The sequence below is a fragment of the Acinetobacter sp. Q186-3 genome (assembly GCF_013420655.1).
In the GTDB taxonomy this organism is placed as follows: domain Bacteria; phylum Pseudomonadota; class Gammaproteobacteria; order Pseudomonadales; family Moraxellaceae; genus Acinetobacter; species Acinetobacter indicus.
Genome location: NZ_VOXS01000004.1, coordinates 174,267 through 189,572, shown reverse-complemented (window position 1 = coordinate 189,572; position 15,306 = coordinate 174,267). Strand labels below are relative to the sequence as shown.

At 46.3% G+C, this 15,306-nt stretch carries 13 protein-coding genes and 3 pseudogenes; 4 read left to right on the top strand and 12 right to left on the bottom strand.

Annotation, left to right across the window (positions count from 1 at the left end; translation table 11 throughout):
- Window positions 1-107 precede the first annotated feature (107 nt).
- Window positions 108-962 carry a YbgF trimerization domain-containing protein gene (locus FTT64_RS05510; protein WP_168384670.1) on the top strand — a complete coding sequence of 285 codons (855 nt, stop codon included), beginning with the start codon at window positions 108-110 and terminating at the stop codon, window positions 960-962.
- Between the two features lie 47 nt (window positions 963-1,009).
- Here FTT64_RS05510 and rodA read toward each other — a convergent pair whose 3' ends face one another.
- From rodA to FTT64_RS05480, 6 genes are all read right to left on the bottom strand, one after another.
- On the bottom strand, window positions 1,010-2,146 hold the full coding sequence (rodA, locus tag FTT64_RS05505; protein ID WP_005178500.1) for a rod shape-determining protein RodA: 1,137 nt from the start codon (window positions 2,144-2,146) through the stop codon (window positions 1,010-1,012).
- A 106-nt stretch (window positions 2,147-2,252) separates the two neighbouring features.
- Window positions 2,253-2,990, bottom strand: a complete 738-nt coding sequence (gene ispD, locus FTT64_RS05500; RefSeq protein WP_005178503.1) for a 2-C-methyl-D-erythritol 4-phosphate cytidylyltransferase — start codon at window positions 2,988-2,990, stop codon at window positions 2,253-2,255.
- On the bottom strand, window positions 2,950-3,351 hold the full coding sequence (locus FTT64_RS05495; protein ID WP_075167982.1) for a septum formation initiator family protein: 402 nt from the start codon (window positions 3,349-3,351) through the stop codon (window positions 2,950-2,952). Before FTT64_RS05495 ends, ispD begins: the two co-directional genes overlap by 41 nt.
- Window positions 3,352-3,358: 7 nt before the next feature.
- Window positions 3,359-4,648 (bottom strand): phosphopyruvate hydratase, encoded by a 1,290-nt coding sequence (gene eno / locus FTT64_RS05490; protein WP_016659026.1) that lies wholly within the window; start codon window positions 4,646-4,648, stop codon window positions 3,359-3,361.
- 44 nt (window positions 4,649-4,692) lie between these two features.
- Window positions 4,693-5,550, bottom strand: a complete 858-nt coding sequence (gene kdsA / locus FTT64_RS05485; protein ID WP_005178509.1) for a 3-deoxy-8-phosphooctulonate synthase — start codon at window positions 5,548-5,550, stop codon at window positions 4,693-4,695.
- A gap of 30 nt (window positions 5,551-5,580) precedes the next feature.
- Window positions 5,581-7,218, bottom strand: a complete 1,638-nt coding sequence (locus tag FTT64_RS05480; protein WP_005178510.1) for a CTP synthase — start codon at window positions 7,216-7,218, stop codon at window positions 5,581-5,583.
- A gap of 225 nt (window positions 7,219-7,443) precedes the next feature.
- Between FTT64_RS05480 and FTT64_RS05475 the strand changes: the two genes are divergently transcribed.
- Window positions 7,444-7,860, top strand: coding sequence for a hypothetical protein (locus FTT64_RS05475; protein WP_005178512.1), 417 nt, complete (start codon window positions 7,444-7,446; stop codon window positions 7,858-7,860).
- An 83-nt stretch (window positions 7,861-7,943) separates the two neighbouring features.
- Here FTT64_RS05475 and FTT64_RS05470 read toward each other — a convergent pair whose 3' ends face one another.
- The 3 genes from FTT64_RS05470 to FTT64_RS05460 form a co-directional block, all read right to left on the bottom strand.
- Entirely contained in the window at window positions 7,944-9,056 is a 1,113-nt protein-coding gene (locus FTT64_RS05470) for a YheT family hydrolase (protein ID WP_180182120.1), read from the bottom strand.
- Between the two features lie 82 nt (window positions 9,057-9,138).
- A complete protein-coding gene (locus tag FTT64_RS05465) occupies window positions 9,139-9,546 on the bottom strand; it encodes a nuclear transport factor 2 family protein (protein ID WP_075166817.1) in 408 nt (135 codons plus the stop codon).
- A gap of 277 nt (window positions 9,547-9,823) precedes the next feature.
- On the bottom strand, window positions 9,824-11,848 hold the full coding sequence (locus FTT64_RS05460) for an NADPH-dependent 2,4-dienoyl-CoA reductase (protein WP_005178520.1): 2,025 nt from the start codon (window positions 11,846-11,848) through the stop codon (window positions 9,824-9,826).
- 134 nt (window positions 11,849-11,982) lie between these two features.
- Here FTT64_RS05460 and FTT64_RS05455 point away from each other — a divergent pair, with 134 nt between their 5' ends.
- Together FTT64_RS05455 and FTT64_RS05450 are read left to right on the top strand one after the other, a co-directional pair.
- On the top strand, window positions 11,983-12,528 hold the full coding sequence (locus FTT64_RS05455; protein WP_160243061.1) for a PadR family transcriptional regulator: 546 nt from the start codon (window positions 11,983-11,985) through the stop codon (window positions 12,526-12,528).
- A 21-nt stretch (window positions 12,529-12,549) separates the two neighbouring features.
- Window positions 12,550-13,458: an alpha/beta fold hydrolase gene (locus tag FTT64_RS05450; protein ID WP_168408541.1), complete on the top strand. Its 909-nt coding sequence runs from the start codon at window positions 12,550-12,552 to the stop codon at window positions 13,456-13,458.
- A gap of 93 nt (window positions 13,459-13,551) precedes the next feature.
- On the opposite strand, the pseudogene FTT64_RS05445 reads toward FTT64_RS05450, so the two are convergent.
- The 3 pseudogenes from FTT64_RS05445 to FTT64_RS05435 form a co-directional block, all read right to left on the bottom strand.
- A pseudogene (locus FTT64_RS05445) lies at window positions 13,552-14,220 on the bottom strand (CaiB/BaiF CoA transferase family protein); the annotation flags it as partial.
- Window positions 14,207-14,407 (bottom strand): annotated as a pseudogene (locus FTT64_RS05440) (MFS transporter); the annotation flags it as partial. The pseudogenes FTT64_RS05440 and FTT64_RS05445, both read right to left, overlap by 14 nt.
- Window position 14,408: 1 nt before the next feature.
- Window positions 14,409-14,994, bottom strand: a pseudogene (locus FTT64_RS05435) (transposase).
- Window positions 14,995-15,306: the final 312 nt, after the last annotated feature.

Sequence of the window (15,306 nt, the reverse complement as noted above, 5' to 3'; positions counted from 1 at the left end):
GCTTATTGCAATTCGGGTTCGGGCCGTTTTTAATGTGCACATGATGATTTGGAATGAGCCCTTTCCTGACCGCACATTCCCAGTAAAGATAAAAGATGGATATGAAAATGATGCTAAAAAAGCATACGCTCTGTGCACTCACCCTGCTCTGCTCTGCGCCAGCACTGGCCAATATTCCCATTGAATCACGCGGCTTAAGTCAGAACAGCGGCAGCGCCAGCACCCCGGCGGCCATTGGCGCCTCCAATAGCGGCGCTCCGGTCACCACCAACCTGAACTGGCAATTGATGCAAAAAAACCAGCAGCTTGAAAATGATATTCGCACCCTGCGTGGCAAAATGGAAGAACAGGAAAACGAGATTGCCCAGCTCAAGCATGAACTGACCAACCGTTATACCGATTTAGACCAGCGTCTTGAACTGCTCAATCAGAAAATTGATCCGGAAGCAGCACCTGCTGTAGAGGAGGATAATCAACAGGATAGTTCTCCCAGTACAGCCAGCAGCAGCCAACCCACCAGTAACCCCGTAAATAATACCGCTGCCCCAGCACCAGCAGCGACCACCGTGGTTAGCACACAAAGCTCGACGGAAGAACTGGAAAAAGCCGCCTATACCATCGCTTTGGATGCCTATAAACAAGGCGGGGCCAAAAAAGCCATTGCCCCGATGCAGAACTTTATTAAAAACCATCCGAATAGCGTGTATATCAGCAATGCCTATTTCTGGCTGGCCGAGTTTAATCTGGCAATTGAACCGACCAATTACAGCGAAGCCAAAAAGAATTTTGAAATTGTTGCCAGCAAATATCCAAATTCGTCTAAAGCCTCCAATGCGGTGTATCGTCTGTATAGTATTGCCAAAAATGTCGACAAGAATGATGCACTGGCCGCGCAGTATCGTAGCACCCTGCTGACCAAATACCCGTCTTCCCAGGAAGCCAGCTTTGTGAAAAGCTCATAACCCAAAAGCCTCAGATGAGGCTTTTTTTTATAACAGCAGGATCGTGTTTAACGATGGGTATGTACTGACATAACAATGCCCATCCCGGCCAACAGACTGACCACAGCCGTACCGCCATAACTCATTAACGGTAATGGATCGCCGGTTACCGGTAAAATCCCGCTGACCATACCGGAGTTTAAAAACACAAAGAAGAAGAAGGTCAAGCCAACTGCACCGGCATATAGGCGACCGAAATTATGAAAACAGCTCAGGCTGATAATCAGGCAGCGGATAATAATTGCAGCAAACAGCGCGAACAGTAAAAATACGCCAAAGAAGCCAAATTCTTCAGCATAGGTCGACATAATAAAGTCAGTATGATGCTCCGGCAAATAACCCAAATGCGACTGAGTGCCTTCCAGATAACCCTTACCGGTCAGGCCGCCCGAACCAATGGCGATTTTGGATTGAATAATATTCCAGCCGGCGCCGAGTGCATCAGATTCCGGATCAAACAGGGTTAAAATCCGTTTCTTTTGATATTCCTGTAATAAAAACATCCAGGCCAGCGGCGCAACAATGGCCATCGCCGCAAATGCCCCGCCAATTAAACGCCAGGACATACCGCTCAGAAACAATACAAAAATGCCTGGAATAATCAGGCCAATGTTCAAGTCCGGCTGTAGTGCCACCAGCACAAAAGGAATACCGAGCAGCACCAGCGCACCGACGATTTGCAGGAATTTGGGTGGAAACGGTTTACGAGCAAAATACCAGGCCATCATCAGTGGCATGGTAAATTTCATGAATTCACTGGGCTGCATACTGCCAATACCGGGCAGACTGATCCAGCGTTTGGCCCCCATGCGGGTTTCACCAATCAGCAGCACCAGTACCAGCATGAGCACGGCCAGGGCATAAAAATAGGGACTGGCGGCCTGATAGACCTTGGGCGGAATCTGCGCACAGATAAACATGGCAATAAAGCCGATACCAAAGCTGATGCCCTGACGCATCACCATTCCCATATCCTGTGCGGTGGCACTATACACCACCATCAGCCCTAAAATTGCATTCAGGATCAGGAAGCATAATAGCCAAGGATCGAGGTGTAGTTTGGTCCAGCGAGAGGTATCGCTTTTAATGCTTCTTCCATCACGTAAAGAGTGACGTAAAAAACGATACTGCTGAGAAGGTATCATTGCGCCCCATTCAATCCAGATAACAAATCATCGGCAATTATAGGATGAACCATGCGCAGAGTGAATCGGAAATACACACTCGACTCATGATTTCAGCAAAGATTTTTTATGCAGTGGTTGCGGCGTGCTGGGCTTGCAGAATTAAACGCGCCAGCTCCAGATCATCGGGATAGGTAATTTTAATATTGTCCGAGCGTCCCTGTACCACCTGTACCGGATAGCCACCATGCTCCAGCGCACTGGCTTCATCGGTAATATTCACCTCTTGCGCCAATGCCTGTTCAATCGCGCGTTTTAGCTCACCTAAGCGCGCCATTTGCGGGGTTTGCGCCTGCCACAGCTGGGCACGGTCTACTGTGGTCTGAATCTGCTGCTGCGTCTCTACGCGCTTGAGGGTGTCACGGACCGGAATGGCCAGAATGGCACTCTGGTTGCTGTGTACCGCCTGATTCACCAGCGCATATAAGTTTTCAACCGCCACACAGGGACGCGCGGCATCATGCACCAGCACCCAGTCCTCGTCCGATGCAATAGCAGATAAATACTGCAAGGCATTCAGCACCGAGTTGACCCGCTCTGCGCCACCCAGACAAAAATGGGCTTTATCCTGATGTGCAAACGGCAAACGCTGGGCCACATCATCCTGTGCACCAATGGCCAGCACATAACCTGCCAGCGGCAACTGGTTTAAACGTGCTACCGTATGCTCCAGCACCGTGTGGTCCTGGATCATCTGATATTGCTTGAGTTCGGATTTGGAAAAGCGACTGCCCGAGCCTGCTGCCGGAATAACGGCCCAAAGTTTATGGTGTAGGGGTTGTTGCAGCTGGCTGTGGTGCTTCATTGGTACGTAAATCTACCTGGGCATTCGGATTGATATAAATCGGCTTATATTGGGTACTGATGGTACTCATCTGTACAAAAGTTTCATGTGGTTTAATTAAGCCCAGATCAAGACGGGCATGTTCTTCGATGGCTTCTACACCATTTTTTAAATCATAAACTTCCGCGGCCAAAACCCGGTTACGTTCTTTTAATTCATTATTGAGTTCGGTTTGTTGTTGTATTTTCTGGGTCAGTTCCTGATGTTCACGATAACCACCTTCACCAAACCAGTATAAATATTGAAACCCTGCGATCAGAACGATCGCAAGGCCCAACAGTACTTTACTCGATTTCGAGTCGAATACACTTAACATTGACATCTGTCGCTTAGTTTAAACCTTTAAACTCAGCTTTACCGCGATATGCAGCATTCGTCAATTCTTCAATACGAAGTAATTGGTTATATTTCGCTACACGGTCAGAACGGCATAGAGAACCAGTCTTGATTTGACCTGCTGCTGTACCTACTGCAAGATCGGCAATGGTCGAGTCTTCAGTTTCACCTGAACGGTGAGAAATAACAGTCGAGTAACCATTGGCTTTTGCAAGGTAGATGGCATCTAAAGTTTCAGTCAAGGTACCAATCTGGTTGTATTTAATCAGAATCGAGTTACCCACTTTTTCGTTGATACCGCGTTGCAGGATTTTAGGGTTAGTCACGAACAGGTCATCACCGACCAACTGGATCTTGTCGCCAAGAATTGACGTCAGGTAAGACCAGCCTTCCCAGTCAGATTCATCTAAACCATCTTCAATTGAGATAATTGGATATTGGTTTACCAAGCCAGCTAAATAGTCAGCAAACTGGTTGCTGGTGAATGCTTTGTTGCCTTCGCCTTCCAGTACGTATTGACCATTCTTGTAGAATTCAGAAGATGCACAGTCAAGCGCAAGCATCATGTCAGAACCTGCCTTGTAGCCAGTCTGTTCAATTGCTTCAAGAATTACGGTAATTGCTTCTTCGTTTGAACGTAAGTTCGGCGCGAAACCACCTTCATCACCTACAGCTGTGTTCAAACCTTTTTTCTTTAATACTGATTTTAACGCATGGAATACTTCAGCGCCTGAACGTAATGCTTCAGCGAATGAAGTGAAGCCTACTGGCTCAATCATGAACTCTTGGATGTCAACAGTGTTGTCTGCGTGCGCACCACCGTTCAGGATGTTCATCATTGGCACAGGCATAGTCAAAATGGTTTGACCACGTAAATCTGCGATGTATTGGAAAAGAGGAATTTTCTTTTCATCAGCAGCAGCGCGTGCAGCAGCCAAAGATACGGCTAGCGTTGCGTTTGCACCTAATTTTTCTTTGTTTTCAGTACCGTCTAAAGCAATCATCGTATTGTCGATGTCTTTTTGCTCAAATACTGATTTACCCACCAGCGCATCACGGATTAGCGTGTTAACGTTGTTTACGGCAGTTTTCACACCTTTACCTAAGTAACGTGCTTTATCGCCATCACGAAGTTCTAAAGCTTCACGAGAACCAGTTGAAGCACCAGATGGTGCACATGCACGGCCAACTACGCCAGATGCTAAGATTACGTCTGCTTCGATGGTTGGGTTACCACGAGAGTCCAAAATTTCACGTGCACGAATGTCAACGATTTGGCTCATGAACAATTCCTCAGTTGATTGAATAATAGATGCTGTTGCGGGCATCAATGAGTATCTAACTTTTTGAATCCTTTAACTAAAGTATCCAATTCTTTTAATTGCGCCAAGAATGGCTCTAATTGTGACAGGCGCAGCGCACACGGGCCATCACATTTGGCCACATCCGGATCTGGATGCGCTTCCAGGAATAAACCTGCAAGCCCGGTCGCCATACCAGCACGCGCCAGTGTGGTGATTTGCGCACGGCGACCACCTGCTGAATCGGCACGACCACCCGGCGTTTGCAGCGCATGGGTCACATCGAAGAATACCGGCACATTCATCTCTTTCATGATGTCAAAGCCCAGCATGTCAACAACCAGATTGTTGTAACCAAAGGCTGAGCCCCGTTCACAAAGAATCAGTTTGTCATTACCAGCTTCCAGACATTTATGCAGGATATGACGCATTTCATGCGGCGCAAGGAATTGGGCTTTTTTAATGTTGATGATGGCCTGTGTTTTGGCCATAGCTTCAACTAAATCGGTCTGACGGCTTAAAAAGGCAGGAAGCTGAATAATGTCAGCAACTTCAGCCACCGGCGCAGCCTGATACGGCTCATGCACGTCGGTGATAATCGGAACATTGAAGTGTTTTTTGATGTCTGCCAGCCACTCAATCCCTTTTTCCAGGCCTGGGCCCCGGAATGAGTTCAGGCTTGAACGGTTGGCTTTATCAAAGCTGGCCTTAAAAACGTAAGGAATATTCAAACGTGTGCAGATATCAATATAGGTTTCTGCAATTTCAAAGGCCAAATCTTTGGACTCAAGTACGTTCATGCCGCCGAATAGTACAAATGGCAAGTGGTTTGCCATTTGTATATCGCCTAAACGTACAACTTCTTGTGCTTTTAATTGTGACATTTAAACTTCCTGGTTTATTCCTTTTACCGCTTAGTGCTTGTTTTGGTACTGCTTTTTGGCAGCATCAATAAAGCTTGCAAACAGCGGATGTCCATCACGTGGCGAGCTGGTAAATTCTGGGTGGAATTGTACCGCAATAAACCAAGGATGTTGAGGGATTTCAACTGTTTCCACCAAGTGCTGTACTGGTGAATAACCTGAGATTTTCATGCCTTTTTCTTCAAGAACAGGAATATAACGGTTATTCATTTCATAGCGGTGGCGGTGACGTTCAATAATTTCTGCTGAACCGTACACTTCACAGGTTTTGGTGCCTTCAACCAGTTCTGATTTTTGTGCACCTAAACGCATGGTACCGCCGAGGTCAGAATCAACTGAACGCTGCTGTACTTCACCACGCTCATCTAACCATTCGGTAATCAGACCAATTAATGGAGATTTGGTTGAACGGTTAAATTCAGTTGAAGTCGCATCTGCAATACCGGCAACATTACGTGCGTATTCGATCACGGCAAGCTGCATACCTAAACAGATGCCCAGGAATGGTACACCGTTTTCACGTGCATAACGGATGGCCGCCATTTTGCCTTCAGTACCGCGCTCACCAAAGCCGCCTGGTACCAGAATTGCGTCAGCATCTTTCAGTACGGCTGCAACGTCCTGGCTTTCCAGGTCTTCTGCATTGACATAGTCAATCTGTACTTTGACACGGTTTTGAATACCGGCATGCAATAATGCTTCGTTCACCGATTTATAGGCATCTGGCAGTTCAACGTATTTACCAACCATCGCTACACGTACGGTATATTCCGGATTCAGTAAGGCTTCAACCACGTTATCCCAGTCAGACAGGTCTGCTTCTGGCACATCAAAACCAAAACGTTCACAGATCAGATCATCCACATCCTGCTCATAGAAGGTACGTGGAATTTGATAAATGGTTTTGGCATCTTTGCACACCACAACTGCACGCGCTTCAACGTTGGTGAACAGTGCAATTTTGCGGGTAGTATCTGCGTCTACATCGTGCTCAGTACGGCAGATTAAGATATCTGGCTGAATACCGATTGACAGTAATTCTTTAACCGAGTGCTGGGTTGGCTTGGTTTTTAACTCTGCTGCAGACTTGATGTATGGCAACAGGGTTAAATGCATCAGCATGGTACGTTTATGACCGAGCTCAACCATAAGCTGACGGACCGATTCCATGAATGGGAGAGATTCAATGTCACCGACCGTGCCGCCAATCTCAACGATGGCAACGTCATAACCTTCACCTGCGCGAAGGACACGCTCTTTAATATTATCTGTGATGTGTGGAATCACCTGAACGGTACCGCCCAGATAATCACCACGACGCTCTTTATTTAAGACGTCTTGGTACACGCGACCTGATGTGAAGTTGTTTAACTTCGTCATCTTCGCACGACGCAAGAAACGTTCGTAATAACCCAAGTCTAAGTCAGTTTCAGCACCATCCTCTGTGACAAAAACTTCACCATGTTGGAAAGGACTCATCGTCCCTGGATCGACATTGATGTATGGATCCATTTTGACCATGGTTACTTTCAAACCACGGGCTTCTAAAAGTGCAGCAACTGAAGCAGCTGAAATACCTTTACCTAGTGATGAAACAACACCACCAGTCACGAAAATAAAATGGGTCATTGGGTTTCTCGTACAATCGAGCCTAAACTGGCCTGCAATGTTGCGCAATTTTACTTTACTCTGCACCTATAAAGCAAAGTCATTCCGCATCAATTCATAGAACAATAAACAATTGGCTATTCTATCAGCATTTCCGATAAAAAATTAGATTTTATTCATAGGATTTTCATCTGATTTTTTGCTGTTATAATACGCGCATCTCGTTGAACCCTCCTTTTTTAGATTATGAACAAAAAATTTTTGATTTGTGGTGCAATTGCAACCAGTTTATTCCTGAGTGCCTGTGTTAAAAAAGAAGCACCTCAGGAAGAAGAACAGGTTGAAGTTGAGGTTCAGCAAACTGAGCAGATCACTGAGCCAGCCCAGTTCGAGCCACTTGAAGCAGAAACGCCAGAAGTGTCTGAAACTGAAGCGCCAGTGGAATACGAAGTTGAACGTACTGAAACTGAAAACACCACAACTGAAATTCGTCGTGAAGTGACGCCACGTGAACCTGCGCCAGCCCCTCAGCCAGCTCAGGCCGCTCCTGCTGAAGACAAGCCGGTAGAAGCCCGTCCAGCCAACCCGGACCCGGACAGCCAGTCACAAGATGACGCTGTTGCCGCAGCCATTGCCGCAGCAACCCCAGCGCTTGAAAACTGATTTCAGCCTTCAAGCACTGTTGCATAAAAAAACCCAGTCCATGTACTGGGTTTTTTATTGGCCTTTTTATGAAGCTGTTCCATTCAGGAATAAGAACGTTCACCCTGTTGATGCTGGTTCTTTAAATAATCAGCCATTAAACGTGTGGCCCAGGACTGTGGCGCACCTAAACCTTCATAAAAACCGCAATGACTGCCCTTTTTGGTGGTCACCACCATAATATTCGGCATTTTCTGAATACTTTCTTTATACGGTTCCAGATTTTTAATATGACAAACCGGATCATCTTCGGCGTTTAAAATCATCAGGGGAATTTTGACATTCTGGAACACATAAATCGGGTTGATGGCTTTGCTATAACTTTCATAATCATGATAGCCGGCCATCTCAAAATAGGCCTGTTCAAATTCGGCCAGATTTTGCGCGGTAATGACTTTGGCCAGCGATTTGGTTTTCTGCCAGCTACTCCGATAAGGCTCAATAAAGGCCTGAATCACCTTTTTGGTCATGACCTTACTATAAAACGGATGGACATGGTTAAAGCCAATTTCAGTGTCATACCCCGGGCACAGTGCAAAAGCGGCTTTTAACGGCGTTTTATCGCCTTCTTCACCTAAATAACGCACCAGCAAACCGGTACCGGCCGATGAACCTACCCCATATAGGGCAGAAACCGGGAATTTTTTCTGAATAAACTGGATCTGTTCCCGTAAATCTTCGGTGGAACCAAACAGGCAGATTTTCGGAACCGGCATAGGCAAGTTGGCATGACCACGGCGTAAACATAAGGCAATACGCCAGCCGGTCTGCTGATGTAAATCCCGCACCAGCTCGCTCATGCTCTCGGCAGTTCCGACAATGGTGTGCATTACAATAATGGTTGGGGTGCGTGGTGGCAGATGCAGACCGTACCAGGCAATAGCCGTTACGCCACCATCGGACATGTTCAGCTGCTCAATGGCATCGTAATGCAGGCGGATGGTTTTTTTCTTGATTAAGTCAAAATAAAGCAGATGCGCATGGGTATTGGACAGCCACGGGGTTGGCCGGTATTTCTGTTTCAGTTGCGGTAAAACATCTATACAGCGCCGGATTTGACCTTCGGGATTAAAATATAAGGTCGGTTCTGCGGCGCCGGTCCATTCATCAATCAAGCGCTGGGTGAGCTGGGCCATTTTCTGGATCACAAATTTCATGTTTTGTTCCCCCCTTGTATGGTTTGGCTTATATCATGCTAGTTCTCTCATGTTATGAAGTCAGTTGAGTTCAGGGCTTAGATCAGGTGGGCATAAATTGTGCCATCCGTTGTCCCATCTCGGCAGCCAAAGCTTCGAGGCCGCTTTTAGGACGAATCATCACTTCAAAATCAATGATCTGACCTTGATCATTGAAGCGGATCATATCAATACCCTTGAGTTTTTTATCTCCCACCTGGGCAGAAAACTCAAGCACAACATTGTTACCGTCTGCAGCATAAAATTCACGGTGATAGCTAAAGTTCTCAAAGACCTGAATTACATTGGTCAGAATAAAAAACACCACCTGCTTGCCGGCATAAGGCTGATAGGCCACCGGAGAACGAAACACCACCTCATCGGCCAGCAGTTCATTCAGGATGGCCATATCACGCTGTTCAAGCATCTGGTGCCAACGGGCAATCGCGGTTTTGGTGATGTGTAAGGTCATTTTTGGGTCCTTTTTTATTTTGATATTTCATTGCTATATAAACTCCCCCTGAGCAAGTTTTAAAGCATTGCTTTAAAACGAAGTGCAAGAAAGGGGGATTTAGAAGGGTTTTTCTACAAGAATCCCTCCCAACCTCCCTTTTTCAAAGGAAGGAGTTGATTCTATTCAGTGAATTCCCTCAGCTTCCAGAAGATGAGCAACCCTGCTGCACAGGGCAGAGGCGGTTATTCACCCTCTCCCCAGCGCTCTTCCATAGGGAGAGGGTGAAGGAATTGCATTAAATTTTCGCCGCCAACTCTGCGCCCTGACGGATTGCGCGTTTGGCATCTAACTCACCGGCTTCCTTGGCACCGCCAATCAGATGCACATTTTTACCCGCAGCTTGCAGCTGATCGTACATAGCAGTATAAGATTCTTGTCCGGCACAGATCACCACATTTTCAACTTCCAACAGCATCGGCTGGTCATTGACCGTAATATGCAGGCCCTGATCATCAATTTTCTGATAGCTTACGCCTGCCATCATTTTAACATCGCGGTTTTTTAAGCCGGTACGATGAATCCAGCCGGTGGTTTTGCCCAGGCCTGCTCCCACCGAAGATGCTTTACGCTGCAATAAATAGATTTCATGATTGGAGGCTTCTACCTGTGCCGGTTTCAGGCCACCGACATGCTCATATTCGGTATCAATCCCCCATTCATCATAGAATTTTTCCGGATTCAGACTGCCACTTTCACCGGCATGACTTAAGTATTCTGCGGTATCAAAACCAATTCCACCAGCACCAATAATCGCAACCCGTTTCGCCACCGGTCGACGCTCTTTCAGCACATCCAGATAGCTCAGAACTTTAGGATGATCAATTCCTTCAATCTCCAGCTGACGTGGAGTCACCCCGGTTGCCACCACAATTTCGTCAAAACTGCTTTTGCTCAGCTCATCAAAGCTGGCCGTATGGTTCAGTTTTAGCTGAATGCGTGGCTGCAACTCAATTTGACGTTTGAAATAACGCAAGGTTTCATAAAACTCTTCTTTGCCCGGAATGGTCTTGGCAATATTAAACTGCCCGCCAATCTGGTTAGAGGCTTCAAAAATCGTCACTTCATGACCACGGTCTGCCGCATAAATTGCAAAGCTTAAACCGGCTGGACCCGCTCCAATCACCGCAATGTTTTTCGGCTGGCTGGCTTCTTTAAAGATCAGTTCGGTTTCATGACAGGCACGCGGATTGACCAGACAGGAGGCAATTTTCATGGAGAAAATATGGTCCAGACAGGCCTGGTTACAGGCAATACAGGTATTAATTTCATCGCTACGGCCCTGCTCGGCTTTTACTACAAAATCGGCATCTGCCAAAAATGGACGCGCCATCGACACCATATCGGCCTGGCCAGTCGCCAGTACATGCTCTGCCATTTCCGGGGTGTTAATCCGGTTGGAGGTGATTAAAGGAATTTTGACTTCACTTTTGAGCTTTTCTGTGACCCAGCTAAAAGCCGCACGCGGCACTTTGGTGGCAATGGTCGGAATACGTGCTTCATGCCAGCCAATACCGGTATTAATAATGGTCGCACCCGCTTTTTCAATTTCTTTGGCCAGCTGCACCACTTCTTCAAAACTTGATCCGCCTTCGACCAGATCCAGCATTGACAGACGATAGATAATAATAAAGTTTTCACCCACTTCAGCACGGGTACGTTTCACGATTTCAATTGGAAAGCGAATCCGGTTTTCATAGCTGCCGCCCCATTCATCATCACGATGATTGGTACGCTTGGCAATAAACTCGTTAATCAAGTAGCCTTCCGAACCCATAATTTCAACACCGTCATAACCGGCATATTTGGCCAGCTTGGCACAGTTGGCAAAATCGGCAATGGTCTGCTGTACTTCGGCCGAGGTGAGTGCATGCGGTTTAGACGGGTTAATAGGCGCCTGAATCGCGGATGGCGCCACAATATCCGGCTGATAGGAATAACGTCCAGTATGCAAAATCTGCAAGGCGATTTTACCGCCCGCTTCATGCACGGCTTGGGTGACCACTTTATGTTTTTCAGCTTCGGCCAAGGTGTCAAGTTTATTGCCACCTGCAAAGGTTAAGCCGGCATCATTTGGAGAAATCCCGCCGGTCACAATCAGGCCCACGCCGCCTTTGGCACGCTCTGCATAGAATGCTGCCATCCGTGCATAACCATTTGGTGCTTCTTCAAGACCCACGTGCATAGAACCCATAAGTACGCGGTTTTTTAAGGTGGTAAAGCCTAAATCAAGCGGGGCTAACAGATGCGGATAATTCGACATATTCTCTCCTTGGCTGGCCAAAAGCGGGCTATTTTTATGTTAATGCAACTTGTTGCATAAATTTATATGCGAATTTTGACTTTTATGCAACATGTTGCATAATATTTTAGATTCATACTTGCATGATCTCGTCTATGTCTTTAGCCCATGTATTACTCACCAGCCTGATTGAAAAACCCAGTACGGGCATTGAACTGGCCCGGCGCTTTGATCGCTCGATGGGCTTTTTCTGGAATGCTACCCATCAGCAGATTTATCGTGAATTAAACAGCATGCTCAGCAAAGGCTGGATTTCCACTTTGGCTGAAGAAGATGCCCAAGGCCGTAAAAAAACCTATCAAGTTGAGGCCGCAGGCCGGGTCGAACTGGCCGACTGGATGGTCAAGCAAGGTCCTCCGGCGCAGCTCCGTGAAGAACTGATGGTGCGTTTACGGGCCGAAGCACAACTCGGCGGTAATGAGGTTTTGCCCGAACTAGAGCGGCATTTACAGTTGCATCAGGAAAAATTGCAGCTGTATCAGGCCATTTATGCCAAAGACTTTGCCCAGCAGACCGACGAAAATCGTACCTTATATATTCATAAAATGATTTTACAGCTGGGTATCGAGCAGGAAATCGGCTGGATTCGCTGGCTGGAAGCGGTGATTCCGGCGCTAAAAGCTTTTGATCAACAACAATAAAATTTCAAGGAATGAAATCTCATGCCGTATTATGTCATGCCCGATGGCGAAGGTTTATTTGTGCGTGAATTTGGTCAGGGCCAGCCGGTGCTGGTGCTGTCCGGTTTGGGCATGCACAGCTGGCAATGGCTGCCGTTTTTGTGGCCGCTACGCAAACAGTTCCGTTTTATTATTCCCGACTGGCGCGGCTTTGGCGGTTCGAAACAGTGCCGGATTCCGGAGCTGGATGCCATTTCCAGCCACTGGCAGGATGTGCAATCCTTAATTCAGCAACTACAGCTGCAACAGTTTATAATCGTTGCCTATTCGATGGGTGCGACCACTGCCATGCATGGTATGCAATATGGACAGCTGGCAGCGCAGTTAAAAGCTTATTTGCATATTGATCAGACCCCGAAAATCATGGTGGATGAACACTGGGCCTATGGCCTGTTTGGCCAGCAGCACAGCCGCTTCAAACAGATCTTATCCGAACTGTCCGCGCTATTTACGGAACACGCACATCTCCAGTGGATTCACGATTTAAATGATACGGCCAAAGATCAACTGTTTGCTTTATGGATGCAGTTTATTGAGCTGCAAAATAACAACCCTCGCCAGCGAGCCATCTTTTGTAAAATCCTGCAACAGCCACGTTTACAACATCTGCTGTTACCCTCATCTCGACTGGACTATATGACTTGGTATATCCGCAACTATTTAGAACATGCCGAAGATTATCGTGAAGCCTTAAGCCAGCTGAACTGTCCTACGGTGTTTTTTAGCGGGGTGCAATCGGTGCTCTATCCGGTACAGGGACAAACCCTGATTGCCCAAAGTGTGGCACAGGCACAGCAGGTGTTGTTTGAAAAATCAGGGCATACTCCGCTACTGACTGAGCCGCTGAAATTTACCCGCGAACTTAAACGCTTTTTATTGCAGCATCAGTAAATATCTACATCAATATTTATAGCTGAATAAAAAAAGCCGAACGGTGTAAGGTTCGGCAAAAAGCAAGTGAAGACTAACAATCAAGGCAAAGCACTAGGCAATTTTCCCATCAATAATGCCCTGCTGTTTTAAAGCCTGCAGTTCTTCAGCAGATTTAAAGCGGGACAGAATATAGGCCGTATGTTCACCCAGTTGCGGTGGTGCCTGCCGGTATTCGACCGGTGTATCTGACAGCTTGATCGGTGATGCAATCATTTTAAATTGCGCATTTAAACTGTGCGGCAAATTGACCAGCATCTGCCGATGCTGAATTTGCGGCTCAGCCAAGGCATCTTCAATCGAGTTAATTACACCGACCGGTACTTTGACCGCATGAATCCGGCGTACCCATTCCTCCGCATCCTGACTCAGAAAAAATTCAGCCAGAGCTGGAATCAGCTCATCGCGGTATTTGACCCGGTCCTGATTACGTAAGAATTTCGGATTGTTCAATAATTCCGGATAACCAATGGCCAGACATAGGTCCTTGAACTGTTTGTCATTACCACAGGCAATAATAAATTCCTTATCTTTAGCCTTAAAGGTTTGATACGGCACAATATTCGGGTGTTTATTGCCCATGCGCTGCGGTGACTGGCCACTGCTCAGATAATTCATGCCCTGATTGGCCAGCGTTGCCACCTGAACATCCAATAAAGACAGATCAATATATTGTCCACGTCCGGTATGATGCCGCGCCAATAATGCTGCCTGAATCGCCACCCAAGGCCATGCCGGCCAGTGATGCACTGCCGAGCATTCCGGCCTGAAAGGTGGTTAAACCAAATTCTGCTTTTAAACTGGTTAAGCTGAAAGACAGCAGCATGATGTCTACGCCATCAATCACCAAAGATACAAAGGCAAAAATAAAGGCCAGTTTCCAGGTGTTTTTATTAGGGTCTGTTGACATTTCATAATGGTAGCCAAATAAAGATACAAGCTAAGGCAACAGAATTTTCATAGCTTTGCTTTAGCTTGTCATAGCGTGTGGCAATTCCTCTAAATTGCTTTAATCTAGCAAAAGTATTCTCAATTAAATGCCTGATTTTATAAAAATACCAATCCACATGATCATTATTTGAAAGTGTATTGGATTTCTTGGGAATATTAGCTTGAGTTCCCGTTTTTTCTATCTGTTCTCTCAAGGATTCAGAGTCATAACCCTTATCGGCACAGAGAATTTCTGTCTCGTGCAGGTCTATATTGTTAACTAATATGGCTAGCATCAATAAACACCCACTCTAGATCAGCATTAGATGAAATTAACTTAAATATTTTTAATAACTTATTATCTTTCGACCACCGGGAAAATTTCTTGAATATGGAGTTTGGCTTTCCGAAGGCAGCAGGTAAATCCCGCCACGGGCAGCCTGTACGGATTCTATAAAGAATAGCTTCAATAAAATTTCGAAGATTTTGTTTGAGATAAATACGAAAATTACGGAAAATGTTTTCTAACTTAGACCAGTGTTGATCAGTCAACATTGTACGAGGCATAGCGAGGAGTAGATTTGGTTTGGCGATTAAACTCTACTTTCTCGCTATTTTTTTTTGCACAGTAAATGTCAACAGACCCTAATTCGATGGGCGGTACCCACATTCGATGGCAGTTTTAAGCCCAGTGTTCCGGCTTCAGCGTGTATATCGTTTTTCATCTTGTCGTTATCTCATTTTCCCAAATGAGTCACCGGTATTTTTTGCTATGGGTTCTGCCTTTCTGCTTTTTATTCTTTTTTATTCAGTAGCGCATGACAGCCAAAACTCGCCCACAGCAAGACCCGAGAGTCTGCCGATGAATCCTTTATTTAC

Bases quoted from the DNA above. Each gene is read 5' to 3' on its own strand.
- FTT64_RS05480 (WP_005178510.1), bottom strand. From the start codon at position 7,218: ATGACCCATTTTATTTTCGTGACTGGTGGTGTTGTTTCATCACTAGGT.
- FTT64_RS05460 (WP_005178520.1), bottom strand. From the start codon at position 11,848: ATGTCGAATTATCCGCATCTGTTAGCCCCGCTTGATTTAGGCTTTACC.
- FTT64_RS05470 (WP_180182120.1), bottom strand. From the start codon at position 9,056: ATGAAATTTGTGATCCAGAAAATGGCCCAGCTCACCCAGCGCTTGATT.
- FTT64_RS05475 (WP_005178512.1), top strand. From the start codon at position 7,444: ATGAACAAAAAATTTTTGATTTGTGGTGCAATTGCAACCAGTTTATTC.
- kdsA (WP_005178509.1), bottom strand. From the start codon at position 5,550: ATGTCACAATTAAAAGCACAAGAAGTTGTACGTTTAGGCGATATACAA.
- eno (WP_016659026.1), bottom strand. From the start codon at position 4,648: ATGAGCCAAATCGTTGACATTCGTGCACGTGAAATTTTGGACTCTCGT.
- FTT64_RS05465 (WP_075166817.1), bottom strand. From the start codon at position 9,546: ATGACCTTACACATCACCAAAACCGCGATTGCCCGTTGGCACCAGATG.
- ispD (WP_005178503.1), bottom strand. From the start codon at position 2,990: ATGAAGCACCACAGCCAGCTGCAACAACCCCTACACCATAAACTTTGG.
- FTT64_RS05510 (WP_168384670.1), top strand. From the start codon at position 108: ATGATGCTAAAAAAGCATACGCTCTGTGCACTCACCCTGCTCTGCTCT.
- FTT64_RS05450 (WP_168408541.1), top strand. From the start codon at position 12,550: ATGCCGTATTATGTCATGCCCGATGGCGAAGGTTTATTTGTGCGTGAA.
- rodA (WP_005178500.1), bottom strand. From the start codon at position 2,146: ATGATACCTTCTCAGCAGTATCGTTTTTTACGTCACTCTTTACGTGAT.
- FTT64_RS05495 (WP_075167982.1), bottom strand. From the start codon at position 3,351: ATGTCAATGTTAAGTGTATTCGACTCGAAATCGAGTAAAGTACTGTTG.
- FTT64_RS05455 (WP_160243061.1), top strand. From the start codon at position 11,983: ATGTCTTTAGCCCATGTATTACTCACCAGCCTGATTGAAAAACCCAGT.